Origin of the sequence: Mesorhizobium sp. BH1-1-4 (genome assembly GCF_020165665.1) — a bacterium.
Taxonomy (GTDB): domain Bacteria; phylum Pseudomonadota; class Alphaproteobacteria; order Rhizobiales; family Rhizobiaceae; genus Mesorhizobium.
On the sequence record NZ_JAIUIN010000006.1, the window covers coordinates 294,282 to 308,580 of the forward strand.

The following is a 14,299-nucleotide window of genomic DNA, read 5'->3' on the forward strand; positions in this document are numbered from 1 at the left end:
TTGAAAACAAAATTCCAACTACAATATCCTTTGTAAGGAATTTCTTAGAAAGTAAGAAGAATGGGTGCTTATGCAAGCCTGACATCGAAAGGCCAGCTTACCATCCCAAAGGACGTCAGGGATGCGTTGTCGCTCAAGGCCGGTGACATGATCGCCTGGACGGTGGTGGATGGCTACTTGATCGGAACGCCGCGCAATCTCGACTTTGCTGACCTCGCCGGATTCCTGGGAGATCCACCCGGCGGTCCGGCTTCGTTCGAGGAAATCGATGCCGAGGTTCGGGACGCGGTTGGGCGGCATGTTGTCGGGGGTGCGCCGAATGGCGGGCGTGAGGGCGACGCGTGACGTCGATAGGCATCGATACGAACGTTCTGCTTCGAATGGTACTGAACGATGATGCCGAGCAAAGGGCAAAAGCCTTGGCTTTCGGCAAAGGTCTTAGTGAGGATACCCCAGGCTTTGTCAGTCTGATTGTCCTGGTCGAGTTCAGTTGGTCGCTCATTTCTCGCTACAGGATGTCCAAGGAACAAGTCCTTGCGGCAGTCCAAAGGCTGCTGAAAATCAGAACGTTGGTGTTCGAGGATTTCGATGCCATCGTGATCGCGCTCGAAAGGTCTAACATGCCGCAGGTTGACTTTTCCGATGCGCTCATCGCCGAACACAACCGAAATGTGGGCTGTTCCCACACGGTCACTTTCGATCAGCGGGCTGCAAGGTCCATTGCAAGCATGGAATTGCTGGCATGAGCCTTTCTCCCCGCCTCATTGCTCCCGACAAACGCGGCGAGGATGCCGAGCAGACCTTGCGGCCGCAGACGCTTGACGATTTCGTCGGCCAGGCGGCGGTGCGGGCAAACCTCAAAGTCTTCATCGAGGCCGCCAAGGGCCGCAAGGAAGCGCTCGACCATGTGCTGTTCGTCGGACCGCCGGGGCTAGGCAAGACGACGCTGGCGCAGATCATGGCGCGTGAGCTCGGCGTCAATTTCCGCTCAACCTCCGGCCCGGTTATCGCCAAGGCCGGCGATCTCGCGGCCCTGCTCACCAATCTCGAGGAAGGCGACGTGCTGTTCATCGACGAGATCCACCGGCTCAACCCGGCGGTGGAGGAAATCCTCTATCCGGCGATGGAGGATTTCCAGCTCGACCTGATCATCGGCGAGGGGCCGGCGGCGCGCTCGGTCAAGATCGACCTTGCCCGTTTCACGCTGGTCGCCGCCACCACGCGGCTTGGCCTGCTCACCAATCCGCTGCGCGACCGCTTCGGCATTCCGGTGCGGCTCAATTTCTACACGGTCGAGGAGCTGGAACAGATCGTGCGGCGCGGCGCCCGCATCCTGCAGATGCCGCTCGGCGACGACGGCGCGCTCGAGATCGCGCGGCGCGCGCGCGGCACGCCGCGCATCGCCGGCCGGCTGTTGCGCCGCGTGCGCGATTTCGCCTCGGTCGCCGGAGACGGCCATGTCGACCGGCTGGTCGCCGACGAAGCCTTGACCCGGCTCGAGGTCGACGCACTCGGCCTCGACGCGCTCGACCGCCGCTACCTCTCGATGATCGCCCGCAATTTCGGCGGCGGGCCGGTCGGCATCGAGACGATCGCGGCCGGCCTGTCCGAACCGCGCGACGCCATCGAGGACATTATCGAGCCCTATCTGATCCAGCAGGGCTTCATCCAGCGCACGCCGCGCGGCCGCATGCTGACCGCCAATGCCTGGCGTCATCTGGGCCTCGATGCGCCAAAGGATCTTGCGCAACAGCAGATCAACCTGTTCCAGGAAGAATAGCCGGGCAAGCGATCAGCGACGGGTTCCCGAACCCGTGATCAAGCATCAGTGAACGGGCCTGCGCAAATTCTCCTCATCTTCGCCGGCTTGCCGGCGTATTCATGGATTGTATCGGCCCGCTGCCTTCAGGGCATGCGTGAACGATCCAGGTGCCGGAGCCAACCAATGATAACCAGACGCGGATTCCTGCGCTTCATCGGCGGGTCGTTCCTGTCGGTTGCCTCGTTCAGCGCCTATGCCGTCGGCATCGAGCCGATGCTGCTGACGCATGTGAAGCGCTATGCGCTGACGCCGCCGCATTGGCCTGACGGCCTGAAGCTGCGCGTCGTCGCGCTCGCCGACATCCATGCCTGCCGGCCGTGGATGACGCCGGAACGGATTGCCTCGCTTGCCGAGGAGGCGAATGCCTTGCAGCCGGACCTGATCGTGCTGCTCGGCGACTACATCGCCGGCATGCGCCTGGTGTCGCAAAGGGTGACGCCGCCGGAATGGGCTGGTGCCCTGTCGGGCCTCAAGGCGCCGCTCGGCGTGCTGTCGATCCTCGGCAATCACGACTGGTGGGCCGACGGGTTCGCGCAGCGTGCCGAGGTTGGCCCGACGATCGCGCGCAAGGCCCTGGAGAAGGCCGGCATCCCGGTGCTGGAGAACGACGCCGTGCGCCTGGAAAAGGACGGACATGGCGTGTGGATCGCCGGCCTTGCCGACCAGTTGGCGCTATTGCCGAAAAGGAAGCACGAGCCTCCGAGGGGACTGGACGATCTCGACGGCACGCTGGCCAAGGTCAGCGACGCCTCGCCTGTCATCCTGCTGGCGCACGAGCCGGACATATTTCCAAAAGTGCCGTCACGTGTGTCGCTGACGCTGTCGGGACACACCCATGGCGGGCAGGTGCGGCTGTTCGGCTATTCGCCCATCGTGCCGTCGCAGTACGGCAATCGGTATGCCTATGGCCATGTCGTGGAGAACGACCGCGATCTGATCGTCTCGGGCGGGCTCGGCTTCAGCAACCTGCCCATCCGTTTCGGCATGCGCCCGGAAATCCTGCAGATCGACCTCGGCTGACCGGCACTTCAGGGCAGGCTTCGGATCGCGTCCATAACGTCAGGCTCGGCCTTGTCGCCATTGAACGCATCGACGACGCCGAAAGCGCCGCCATAGCTCCACACCGACCATGAAAAGCCGTGCGCCTCGGCGCGCGCGATCATGTCCCTGACATAGGCGGCACGGTAGCGCGCCGGCATGACATAGGCATTGCCATATTCCTGGCGGATCATGCCGAACTCGCCCAGCGTGATGTCCTCCGGCTTGATGCCGTTGGCCTTCGCCCAGGCTTCGACGGCCTTGAACGGCGCTTCCATCAGGCCAAGCAGCTTCTCGGGGCTGTCCATGCTGGCGACCTGCTCGTCGAGATAGGCAAGCAGGCCGCTCTGCCTCGCCCATGGCGCCTCGGCCTTGATCCGGGCGCGGATGGTGTCGAGCGTCACGTCGAGCTCAGCCTTGGGCACCGCCGTCAGCGGATAGGGCAGGCCGGTCACGTAAGGGATGAAGTCGCCAGCCCAGGTCGCGCCCTGGTGGGTGAGCAGGAACGGATCGTAGGAATGGAAGGTCCAGATCACGTTGTCGTCGGGGATCGCCTTCGGGTCGATCTTCTGCAGCGACGAGGCAGAGGAATAGCAGGCTCCGGTCAGGATCAGCGTCAATTTCGTCGCCGAGGCGCGCGCCGCGGCGAACAGCTTGCGCTCGCGGTCGGGCCACAGGCTGGTGCCGTCGCTGTCGCAATCGACGATCGGTTCGTTCATCGGTTCGAAAGCGACCTTTCCAGGATCCTCGCCCGCCAGCGTGCGCGCCATGCCGCGCACCATCTCGACGTAGCGGTCGAAGGTCGCGGGGTCGTCCATCACCTCAGCCATGCCGATCTTGCGGCTGCCGCCGGCCGGGATCAGGTGCATGTCGACGATGACTTTCAGCCCGGCGCGGTTGATCATGCGCGCCGAGTCCAGCACGCTGGCATAGAGTTGGTCACGCAGGTCCGTTGTCTTTTCCGAGAGGAAAGGCGACGGATCGACCGGCATGCGCAGGAAATCGAAGCCGGCATCCTTCAGCGCCTTGAGGTCATCCTCATTGAGGAACTTGCGCCATTCCGGGTAGGGCAGGATGGTTTTGGCATCGCGCCACTGATCCTCGCCCGGCCAGGTGATCCATTGGTCGAGGTTGAGACCGCGCTTCATCGAGAAGGTCGCCGCCTCACCCGAAAGTGTCGAAGCCGCCAGCGCCAGCACGACTGCCGTCAAGGTCTTGATCATCGTCGTCAACAGTGCCATCGGATCATTGCGCCAAAAATACCTGCCGTGTCGGCATCCAAAAGGGAAGCGCAATGGGCGATCATGGTGAATCCACGGCATTGCTGGCTGGGCTCTCCGGCGCGCTGACGACGTCCGGCCACCGGCTGATGGCGCGGGTCTATTATGCCGACACCGACTTCTCGGGCGTCGTCTACCACGCGCGCTATCTCGAATTCCTCGAGCGCGGCCGCTCCGACTATCTCAGGCTCACCGGCGTGCGTCACACCGAACTCGCCGAAGGCAAGCATGGCGAGAAGATCGTGTGGGTGGTGCGCCGCATGGAGATCGACTTTCGCGTCCCCGCCCGCATCGATGACATTCTGACCGTCGACACCCGCACGCAGGAGATTTCCGGCGCGCGCATCTTCATGGCGCAGCAACTCAAGCGGGGCGACGAGGTGCTGGTCGAGGCCAAGGTCGAGGCGGCGATCATCGGCGAGAACGGCCGGCCGCGCCGGTTTCCAAAAGAATGGGTCGCGGCGTTTATGCCAAAGACCTCCGGCTAGACCCCTGGTCTCAGCCGCTGGCAAATACCGGTCGCCCTGCTCCGGGCGCGGCAATGCGCCGCGCCTTATATACTAACCCATCCTTAACCATAACGGTTCATGAAGAGATTGGTGAAGATTGGCGTTATCCAGCGCCTTCCTTTCACCAATATTTGCCCCGAAAAGGCCGCTAACGGCACGGTTTGGGGTGTCCGGTAGCTTCGTGCGAACCGACCACAAGGGATGCCATGGGCCAGCCGCCAGCTTCGCCCGGAAAATCTTAAGGACGTAACGATGGAAAATATCGCACTCGCCGACCCGGGCGCGCAATTGTCGATTTGGGCGCTGTTCATGCAGGCCAGCTGGGTGGTCAAGCTGGTCATGATCGGGTTGCTCTGCGCCTCGGTGTGGACCTGGGCGATCATTGTCGACAAGCTGGTCGCCTATGGTCGCATGCGGCTGGCGCTGAACCGCTTCGAGCAGGTCTTCTGGTCCGGGCAGTCGCTGGAGGAGCTCTACCGCACCCTCGCCGACCGCAAGACGACAGGCATGGGCGCCATTTTCGTCGCCGCCATGCGCGAATGGAAGAAGAGTTTCGAGAAAGGCGCCAAGTCGCCGCTCGGCCTGCAGACCCGCATCGACAAGGCCATGGACCTGGCGCTGACGCGCGAGATGGAGAAGCTCGAGGGCCGCCTCGGCTTCCTCGCCACCACCGGCTCGGCGGCACCCTTCATCGGCCTGTTCGGCACCGTCATCGGCATCATGACCTCGTTCCAGGCCATTGCCGGTTCCAAGAACACCAGCCTGGCGGTGGTCGCGCCCGGCATCGCCGAGGCGCTGCTGGCGACAGCCATCGGCCTGCTCGCCGCCATTCCCGCGGTCATCGCCTACAACAAGCTGTCGTCCGACGCGAGCAAGATCGCGGTGCGCATGGAAGGGTTCTCCGACGAGTTCTCCGCCATACTCTCGCGCCAAATCGATGAAAAAGTCGCGCCGAAGGCCTGAGGAGTAACTGATGGGTATGTCCGTAGGCATGGGTGGAGGACGCGGCGGGCGCGGCCACAGGCGGCGCGGCCGCCATCACGCGCTGATGTCGGAAATCAACGTCACGCCGATGGTCGACGTGATGTTGGTGCTTTTGATCATCTTCATGGTCGCGGCACCCATGCTGACGGTCGGCGTGCCGATCGATCTGCCGGACACGCAGGCCAAGGCGATGAATGCCGACACGCAGCCGATCACCGTTTCGATCGACGCCACCGGCAAGATTTTCCTGCAGGAGACCGAGATCCCGATGGACGAGTTGGTCGCCAAGCTGCAGGCGATTTCCAAGACCGGCTACGAGGAACGCATCTTCATTCGTGGCGACAAGTCGACCGACTACGGCACGGCGATGAAGGTCATGGCCCGCATTTCGGCCGCTGGCTACAAGAACATCGGCCTGGTTTCACTGCAGGAACAGGATCAATAGACCCACGATGAGGACCGGCCTCACCACATCGGTGATCCTGCATACGGCGGCGCTGGCCTTCGGCCTGTTCACGCTGTCGGCGCCGGCCGCGCTGCCGTCGGCCGACGTGGAGTCGGTCGCGGTCGATATCGTGCCGATGGAAGCCATCGCGCAGACGCTGCAGGGCGACAAGAAGGCCGTGATGCATGAGAAGCCGGCGCCAACGCCGACCAAGCGTCCCGATATCGTGGCCGATGCGCAGAAAGTGGGCGAGAACAGCACCGACACGGACAAACCGATAACGCCGGAAGCCAGGCCGAAACCGGTCGACACGACGTCGGCCCCGCCCCCCGCGCCCACGCCCAAGGAACAGCCGAAGACCGAGGACGTGCCGAAACCGCAGGAAAAGCCGAAACCCACTCCGGCGACGGAAGTGGCGCCGGCGCCGACGCCCAAGGAAGAGGTCAAGCCCGAGCCGGTCAAGCAGACGGAACCCAAGCCGACACCGGCCAAGCCGGCGCCGACCCCGCCGCCGCAGGACAAGACCGCGGCCATCGATCCGACGCCCGAGGTCAAGCCGGATGCCGTCGCCGAGGCGATAGCCAAGGATCCGCCGACCGAAGAGACGCAACTGCCGAGTTCGGCGCCCGCGCCGGAAGCGCGGCCTAAGCCGCAGCCGGCACAGGCCGAAAGCGCCAAGGCGCCGGACCGCAAGGATGCCGAGAAGCCGGTCAAGGAAGCCTCGTCGAAGCCGAAGTCCGATGAAAAGCAGTACAACGCCGACGAGATATCAGCCCTGCTCGACAAGCAGAAACCGTCCGGCGGCGGCGCCAAGCGCTCGACACAGCAGGCTTCGCTCGGCGGTGACAAGGATCAGGGCCAGAAGCTGTCGAAGTCGGAGCAGGGGGCCCTGGAAGATCAGCTCGGTCATTGCTGGACCCTTCCGGTTGGCCTCGAAGGGTCCGAGGATTTCACCGTGGTCATCCGCTTCAACCTGGACGCCTCGGGCAAGCTGGAAGGCCGCCCGACTGTCGAAAAGTCCAGCGGCAACCCCCAATTCGACGCCAGTGCGGTTCGCGCCGTGCAGAAATGCGACGTTGCCGGATTGCAGGTTCCCGCGGGGAAGCAGGACATATGGTCTGACGTTCGCGTCAACTTCGATCCAAGAGCGATGCTTGGCCTTTAGCCTGAGCACCCAAAAATCAGCAAGAGAAGCGAGAAGACATGAAATCCATCCTCAAGCCGCTCCTGATGGTCGCCGCGATGGCGATGGGCATAATCTCTGTCGCCACCTTGCCTGCTCGGGCAACCCTCGAGCTCAACGTCAACAAAGGCAATGTCGAGCCGATGCCGATCGCCATCCCCGACTTTCAGGGAGAGCTCGGAGCGCAGATATCGGCAATCGTCACAGCCGATCTGAAACGGTCAGGACTGTTCGCGCCGATCGACAAGGCCGCCTTTGTCGAAAAGATCTCGAACCCCGACGCCCCTCCCCGTTATGAAGACTGGAAGGTCATCAACGCGCAGGCTCTGGTGACTGGAAGCGTCAGCAAGGAAGCGGATGGCCGCATCCGCGCCCAGTACCGGCTGTGGGATATTTTTGGCAACACGCAGCTGGCCGGCGAGCAGTTTTTCGCCAACGACGCCAATCAACGCCGCGTCGCCCACATCATCGCCGATGCGATCTATGAGAAGATCACCGGCGAGAAGGGCTATTTCGACACACGCGTGGTCTTCATCGACGAGTCCGGCGCCAAGAACGCGCGCAAGAAGCGCCTCGCCATCATGGACCAGGACGGCGCCAATGTGCGCTATCTCTCGGACGGCAGGTCGATCGTGCTGACGCCGCGTTTCTCGCCGAACCGGCAGGAAATCACCTACATGTCCTATGAGAGCGGGCAGCCCCGGGTCTATCTCCTGCAGATCGAGACCGGGCAGCGCGAACTGGTCGGCAATTTTCCGGGCATGACGTTCGCGCCGCGCTTCTCGCCCGACGGCCAGAAGGTGATCATGAGCCTGCTGCGCGACGACGGCAATTCCAATATCTTCGCCATGGATCTGCGCAGCCGTTCGACCACGCGGCTGACCAACTCGACCGCCATCGACACCTCGCCCTCCTATTCGCCGGACGGCAGCAAGGTGGTGTTCACCTCCGACCGTGGCGGTCGCGCGCAGATCTACGTGATGGGCGCCGACGGTTCGGGCCAGACCCGTATCTCCTTCGGCGACGGCGTCTATTCGACGCCGGTGTGGTCGCCGCGCGGCGACCTCATCGCCTTCACCAAGCAGAGCGGCGGCGAATTTCAGATCGGCGTCATGAAGACCGACGGCTCTGGCGAGCGCATCCTGTCGTCCGGCTTCCAGCAGGAAGGGCCGACCTGGGCACCCAACGGCCGCGTGCTGATGTTCTTCCGCGACTCCAATGGCGGCCCGAAACTGGTTTCCGTCGATCTCAGCGGCCGCAACGAGCAGCCGGTCCCGACGGCGAATTTTGCTTCGGATCCGGCCTGGTCGCCACTGCTAGAATAGTTTCGACTGATTTGCCACAGACATGGAAAAGGGGCCGTTTCGGCCCCTTTTCCATGTCTTCGTCGCGTTTTGGCCGCATTTCCGCCTAGGGTCCGCGCCAACTGTGGCTTGGACGAAACGGCTGCGGACGGGCAGCCTAACCAAATTTTAACCGTGTTTCTTGAATGCCGGTTAACCCAAACGTGGTTACTGGGTGATCAACGAAATCACTCGAAACACGACCACTCGAATACGAAGGAGAGGCGGCATGGGCCGTATCGCAGCACTTACCAGAAACCCAGTCATGATCGCGCTGGTGGCGATGCTCGCCGTCGCGGGTTGCGCCTCGAAGAAGACGCCGAACAACGCGGCTGATCTTGGCCTCAACGGCGCGGGCGCGGCAACGCCGGGCTCGGCGCAGGACTTCACCGTCAACATCGGCGACCGCATCTTCTTCGACACGGACTCGACCTCGATCCGTGCCGATGCGCAGACGACGCTGTCACGCCAGGCGCAGTGGCTGAATCAGTACAAGCAGTATGCCATCGTCGTCGAAGGCCATGCCGACGAACGTGGCACGCGCGAATACAATCTGGCGCTCGGCGCCCGCCGCGCCGCGGCCACCCGCGACTTCCTGGTTTCCAAGGGCGTCTCGGCCAGCCGCCTCAAGACGATTTCCTACGGCAAGGAACGCCCGGTCGCCGTGTGCGACGACATCTCCTGCTGGTCGCAGAACCGCCGCGCGGTCACCACGCTCAGCGGCGCCGGCTCCTGATCGGCAAAAATACAACACCTCTTTGTGAAAGGCGGCTCTCGGGCCGCCTTTTTCATATCCCGGTGCCCGAAACAAAATTTGGCCGAAGTCTCGCGCCCTGCTATGAGCCGAGGGCGCTTGGCTGGTCTCACATCGATTGGAAGGCGCGAACAAGCTAACGATTGGACGGCGAGAGGCACATGCATTTGAGATCGGTTTTGGGCGGCACCCTGGCGCTGCTGCTCCTATCAGGCGCAACCGCTTTGGCGAGCGGTACCGGGCAACCAACCGAGAGCGGCTTTTCCTTGCATCTGCCGACACTCGAGTTGCCCAGCCTTTTCGGTGAGAAGAAAAAGCAGGATCAGGTCCAGTTCGCGCAGTCGAGCGGCGCCGGCGTGACCGGGCTCGAGGACCAGTTGCGGCAGCTGAACGGCAAGGTCGAGGAACTCAATTTCCAGATCCTGCAGATGCAGGAACAGATCCGCAAACAGCAGGAAGACAATGAGTTCCGCTTTCAGCAGCTCGAAGGCGGTTCGCAAGGTGGACAACCGCCGGCGCAGAAGAAATCCGATGCCACCACCGGAACCAACACCGACGTGGCCTCGGCCCCGGCAACCCAGGCGCCGGCTGATGCCGGCGCCGCGCCCGGCGGCGATCAATCCGCGGGCGGCAAGACGGTCGAGGACGTCATCGTCGAGTCTCCCGATGGCAACCCTGGCAAGGTGACCTCGGGTACGGGAGCGCCCGAAAAAACCTTTGGTTCCATCACCGTCGACAAGAATGGCAATGTGATCGATGCCGGCGGCAGCACCCAGGCAACCGCGCCGGCACAGGACACGGCACCAGCCACCGGCGCGCCGGCCAAGGCCGGCAAGTCCGGCGGCACGGTGGTCGCGGCGCTGCCCTCCACCAAGGATCCCGAAGAGCTCTACCGCAACTCCTACCAGTTCATCCTGTCGGGCGACTACGGCACCGCCGAACAGGGTTTCCGCGACCATATCTCCCGCTTCCCCAAGGACGCCAAGACGGCGGACGCGCATTACTGGCTGGGTGAATCGCTGCTTGGTCAGCAGAAATACCGCGACGCGGCCGAGGTGTTCCTCGCCGCCAGCAAGGATTACCCCAAGGCAAAGAAGGCCCCCGACATGCTGTTGAAGCTCGGTGTGTCGCTGGTCGGCCTCAAGCAGCACGATGTCGCCTGCGCCACCTTCAGCGAGGTCGGCAAGCGTTACCCCGATATTTCGGCCACGCTCAAGGAACGCGTCAAGCAGGAGAAGGCCCTGGCTGCGTGCTGATTTTTCCGAGGCATGTCGTCGTCCCAAAACCGGGACCCCTCTTGCGCGACATGCATTGATGCTCGACTTCGGGCCTGATCTTTCGACCGGAATTTTTTCGCATATCGATTTTTCCAACGGCGCCGTTGCGGCCGTGTCCGGCGGCAGCGATTCGACCGCACTCCTTCTCCTTCTCAAACAACATCTCGACAAAACCGCACCGTCCGCGAAGCTGCTCGCGGTCACGATCGACCACGGCTTGCGGCAAGGTTCGGCCGATGAGGCGCGGGCCGTGGCGAAGCTTTGCGCGGAACGCGGCATCGCCCACCGCATCCTGGCCTGGGCCGGAGAAAAACCGTCGACCGGCCTGCCGGCGGCGGCGCGCGAGGCGCGCTACCGGCTGCTGGCGGGCGCCGCCCGGGCGGAAGGCATCGGCCTGATCGTGACCGGACATACATCCGACGACCAGGCCGAGACCGTGCTGATGCGGCGTGACCGCAACGATGCGGCCGGCGACGAGGGCCGGGGCCTTGCCGGCATGGCGCCCGCCACCTTGCATGACTGGCACGACTGGATCGTGCGACCGCTTCTTGGCGTGCGGCGCCAGGCGCTGCGCGATTTCCTGCGGCGCCAGCAGGTGGGCTGGGCCGAGGACCCGACCAATGCAGATGAAGCCTTCGAGCGACCGCGCATGCGCGCAACCCTTGCCGGCGAGGCCGGCGCGCGGCGCATGACCGAGGCGCTGGCATTGGCCGCGCGCGAGGCCGGCGCCCGGACGCGGCTTGGCGACGCTGCCGGCTGTCTGGTCGAGCGCTTTGCCAGCCAGCCGGCAGCGGGCCTCATCCGGCTCGATCCGGCCCTGCTCAGCGTGGCCGATGAGCGGGCGGCCGTTTACGCATTGCGCATTCTTCTGGCGACCTCGGGCGGGATGGCCTTTCCGCCGGACCAAGCCCGCGGCGAGGCGCTGTTCGGCCGGCTGAAGGCCGGATTTCTTTGCGCCACATTGTCGCGGACGGTGGTCGACTTCCGGCGCGCCGGCATCTTCCTGCGCCGGGAGATGCGAGGCTTGCCGGTGGCCGCGGCCATGGTAGACGCCGCCATCTGGGACGGCCGGCGCCAGATCACGTTGAACGACGCCAGCAACGCATTGTTGATCGCGCCCTTCGGGGCAGCGGCGGCGAAGCGGCTGGCTGTCGCCCGGGGCGAAACCCCGCCAAGCCTGATGCGCGCGGCGTTGGCCGCCGAACCGGCCTTGCAGCAAACCGCCGAGAGGGGTGGGCCTGCTGCCGATTGGCCGGCATCGCAAGGGTTCGTGGCCTCACCCGTCGTTGCTCCCTTCGGCCGCTTCCTGCCGTCCTTCGATCTGGCTCTGGCGCGCTCCGTGGCAGGGTTGATCGGAGCGGCGCCGCTTCCTGCCTTGCCGTGGCGCGGCCACAGTGCCGGTTGATGCTGCGCGAAAGCTTAACCCAGACATGCTGTTCTGCTTGGCAAGGGGAGGTGCTCTCCCTATGTTAGGCCCAAGTTTCCTCTCACCACGCGTGTCCGCTCGCGGACGCCAACGGGACAATTGATGAATCCGAATTATCGCAACCTCGCGCTCTGGGCGATCATAGCGGTCCTGCTCATCGCCCTCTTCAATCTGTTCCAGACGCCGCAGACGCGCGGGGCTTCGAGCGATGTGCCTTATTCGCAGTTCCTGCAGGATGTCGCGGCGGGCCGGGTCAAGACGGTGACCATTGCCGGCGCCCGCATCACCGGCACCTACACCGACAATTCCAGCGGCTTCCAGACCTATTCGCCGGGCGATCCCCAACTGGTCTCGCGGCTGCAGGACAAGAACGTCACCATAAATGCGCGGCCCGAGACCGACGGCTCCAATTCGTTGTTCGGCTACCTGATCTCCTGGCTGCCGATGATCCTCATCCTTGGCGTATGGATATTCTTCATGCGCCAGATGCAATCCGGTTCCGGGCGCGCCATGGGCTTTGGCAAGTCGAAGGCCAAGCTGCTGACCGAGGCGCATGGCCGCGTCACGTTCCAGGACGTCGCCGGCGTCGATGAAGCCAAGGAAGATCTGGAAGAGATCGTCGAATTCCTGCGCGATCCGCAGAAGTTCCAGCGCCTGGGCGGCAAGATTCCGCGCGGCGTGCTGCTGGTCGGCCCTCCCGGCACCGGCAAGACGCTGCTTGCCCGCTCGGTCGCCGGTGAAGCCAACGTGCCGTTCTTCACCATTTCGGGTTCGGACTTCGTCGAAATGTTCGTCGGCGTCGGTGCGTCCCGTGTCCGCGACATGTTCGACCAGGCCAAGAAGAACGCGCCCTGCATCATCTTCATCGACGAAATCGACGCCGTCGGACGTCATCGCGGCGCCGGTCTCGGCGGCGGCAATGACGAACGCGAGCAGACGCTGAACCAGCTGCTGGTCGAGATGGATGGTTTCGAGTCCAACGAAAGCATCATCCTGATCGCCGCCACCAACCGGCCCGACGTGCTCGATCCGGCGCTGCTGCGTCCGGGCCGTTTCGACCGCCAGGTGGTGGTGCCCAACCCCGACATCGTCGGCCGCGAGAAGATCCTCAAGGTGCATGTGCGCAACGTGCCGCTGGCGCCCAATGTCGACCTCAAGGTGGTCGCCCGTGGCACGCCCGGTTTTTCCGGCGCCGACCTGATGAACCTGGTCAACGAATCCGCGCTGATGGCGGCGCGGCGCAACAAGCGCCTCGTCACCATGGCCGAGTTCGAGGACGCCAAGGACAAGATCATGATGGGCGCGGAGCGCCGCTCCTCGGCCATGACGCAGGCCGAGAAGGAACTGACCGCCTATCACGAGGCCGGCCACGCCATCCTGGCGCTCAATGTTCCGTCGGCCGATCCGCTGCACAAGGCGACCATCATCCCGCGCGGCCGGGCGCTCGGCATGGTCATGCAGTTGCCGGAAGGCGACCGCTATTCGATGAGCTACAAGTACATGGTCTCGCGCCTCGCCATCATGATGGGTGGCCGCGTCGCCGAGGAGTTCAAGTTCGGCAAGGAGAACATCACGTCGGGCGCCTCCTCCGACATCGAGCAGGCGACCAAGCTGGCGCGTGCCATGGTCACGCGCTGGGGCTTCTCCGACAAGCTCGGCCATGTCGCCTATGGCGACAACCAGGAGGAAGTGTTCCTCGGCCATTCGGTGGCGCGCACGCAGAACATCTCGGAAGAGACCGCGCAGATCATCGACGGCGAAGTGCGCCGCCTGATCGACGAGGCCTACTCGACCGCGAAGTCCATCCTGACCAAGAAGAAGAAGGAATGGATCGCGCTGGCGCAAGGCCTGCTCGAATACGAGACGCTGTCGGGTGAGGAGATCAAGCAGTTGATCGCGGGCAACAAACCCTCGCGCGACCTCGGCGACGACACGCCGCCGAGCCGTGGCTCGGCCGTGCCGAAGTCCGGTGGTCGCCGCAAGAAGGGTCCCGAGCCGGAAGGCGGCATGGAGCCACAGCCGTCGAGCTAGAGCAGAGCGGTTCACCGTTCACGGAACGCCATGAGCCGGCCGGACGTACGTTGGAGCGCCATCCTCGGGCTTGTCCCGAGGACCTGCCAACGCAACCGAGTTGGCGGTTTTCAAACTCATATCCGGCGCCCAGATGTCGCCCGCGACAGCAGATCCTCGGGACAAGCCCGAGGATGAAGGTCCAACGTCCGCGGAAAACGGTGACCG

14 protein-coding genes are annotated in these 14,299 nt (G+C 63.9%); 13 read left to right on the forward strand and 1 reads right to left on the reverse strand.

The window, feature by feature from the left end; translation table 11 throughout:
- The first annotated feature begins 60 nt into the window (after window positions 1-60).
- The 4 genes from LB569_RS14285 (at window position 61) to LB569_RS14300 (ending at window position 2,842) form a co-directional block, all read left to right on the forward strand.
- Window positions 61-345 (forward strand): AbrB/MazE/SpoVT family DNA-binding domain-containing protein, encoded by a 285-nt coding sequence (locus tag LB569_RS14285; RefSeq protein ID WP_140702371.1) that lies wholly within the window; start codon window positions 61-63, stop codon window positions 343-345.
- The gene (locus LB569_RS14290) at window positions 342-746 is read left to right on the forward strand and encodes a PIN domain-containing protein (RefSeq protein ID WP_224537547.1); all 405 of its coding nucleotides are present in this window, start codon (window positions 342-344) and stop codon (window positions 744-746) included. The genes LB569_RS14285 and LB569_RS14290 overlap by 4 nt, the downstream gene beginning before the upstream one ends.
- Window positions 743-1,780 carry a Holliday junction branch migration DNA helicase RuvB gene (gene ruvB, locus LB569_RS14295; RefSeq protein ID WP_140702370.1) on the forward strand — a complete coding sequence of 346 codons (1,038 nt, stop codon included), beginning with the start codon at window positions 743-745 and terminating at the stop codon, window positions 1,778-1,780. Before LB569_RS14290 ends, ruvB begins: the two co-directional genes overlap by 4 nt.
- 165 nt (window positions 1,781-1,945) lie before the next feature.
- The gene (locus tag LB569_RS14300) at window positions 1,946-2,842 is read left to right on the forward strand and encodes a metallophosphoesterase (RefSeq protein WP_224692874.1); all 897 of its coding nucleotides are present in this window, start codon (window positions 1,946-1,948) and stop codon (window positions 2,840-2,842) included.
- A gap of 8 nt (window positions 2,843-2,850) precedes the next feature.
- On the opposite strand, the gene LB569_RS14305 is transcribed toward LB569_RS14300, so the two are convergent.
- Window positions 2,851-4,101 (reverse strand): glycoside hydrolase family 5 protein, encoded by a 1,251-nt coding sequence (locus tag LB569_RS14305; protein ID WP_224692875.1) that lies wholly within the window; start codon window positions 4,099-4,101, stop codon window positions 2,851-2,853.
- 53 nt (window positions 4,102-4,154) lie between these two features.
- On the opposite strand from LB569_RS14305, the gene ybgC reads away from it, so the two are divergent.
- From ybgC to ftsH, 9 genes are all read left to right on the forward strand, one after another.
- Window positions 4,155-4,628 (forward strand): tol-pal system-associated acyl-CoA thioesterase, encoded by a 474-nt coding sequence (gene ybgC, locus LB569_RS14310; protein ID WP_224692876.1) that lies wholly within the window; start codon window positions 4,155-4,157, stop codon window positions 4,626-4,628.
- 273 nt (window positions 4,629-4,901) lie between these two features.
- The gene (gene tolQ / locus LB569_RS14315; RefSeq protein ID WP_140702365.1) at window positions 4,902-5,612 is read left to right on the forward strand and encodes a protein TolQ; all 711 of its coding nucleotides are present in this window, start codon (window positions 4,902-4,904) and stop codon (window positions 5,610-5,612) included.
- 10 nt (window positions 5,613-5,622) lie between these two features.
- Window positions 5,623-6,078, forward strand: coding sequence for a protein TolR (gene tolR / locus LB569_RS14320; protein WP_140702364.1), 456 nt, complete (start codon window positions 5,623-5,625; stop codon window positions 6,076-6,078).
- Between the two features lie 7 nt (window positions 6,079-6,085).
- Window positions 6,086-7,243 (forward strand): TonB family protein, encoded by a 1,158-nt coding sequence (locus LB569_RS14325; RefSeq protein ID WP_224692877.1) that lies wholly within the window; start codon window positions 6,086-6,088, stop codon window positions 7,241-7,243.
- Window positions 7,244-7,281: 38 nt separating this feature from the next.
- Window positions 7,282-8,586: a Tol-Pal system beta propeller repeat protein TolB gene (gene tolB, locus LB569_RS14330; RefSeq protein ID WP_140702362.1), complete on the forward strand. Its 1,305-nt coding sequence runs from the start codon at window positions 7,282-7,284 to the stop codon at window positions 8,584-8,586.
- Between the two features lie 247 nt (window positions 8,587-8,833).
- Window positions 8,834-9,340, forward strand: a complete 507-nt coding sequence (pal, locus tag LB569_RS14335; protein ID WP_127279987.1) for a peptidoglycan-associated lipoprotein Pal — start codon at window positions 8,834-8,836, stop codon at window positions 9,338-9,340.
- 179 nt (window positions 9,341-9,519) lie between these two features.
- A complete protein-coding gene (gene ybgF / locus LB569_RS14340; protein WP_224692878.1) occupies window positions 9,520-10,614 on the forward strand; it encodes a tol-pal system protein YbgF in 1,095 nt (364 codons plus the stop codon).
- A 58-nt stretch (window positions 10,615-10,672) separates the two neighbouring features.
- Window positions 10,673-12,040: a tRNA lysidine(34) synthetase TilS gene (gene tilS / locus LB569_RS14345; protein ID WP_224692879.1), complete on the forward strand. Its 1,368-nt coding sequence runs from the start codon at window positions 10,673-10,675 to the stop codon at window positions 12,038-12,040.
- A gap of 123 nt (window positions 12,041-12,163) precedes the next feature.
- Entirely contained in the window at window positions 12,164-14,092 is a 1,929-nt protein-coding gene (ftsH, locus tag LB569_RS14350; RefSeq protein ID WP_140702355.1) for an ATP-dependent zinc metalloprotease FtsH, read from the forward strand.
- Window positions 14,093-14,299 lie beyond the last annotated feature (207 nt).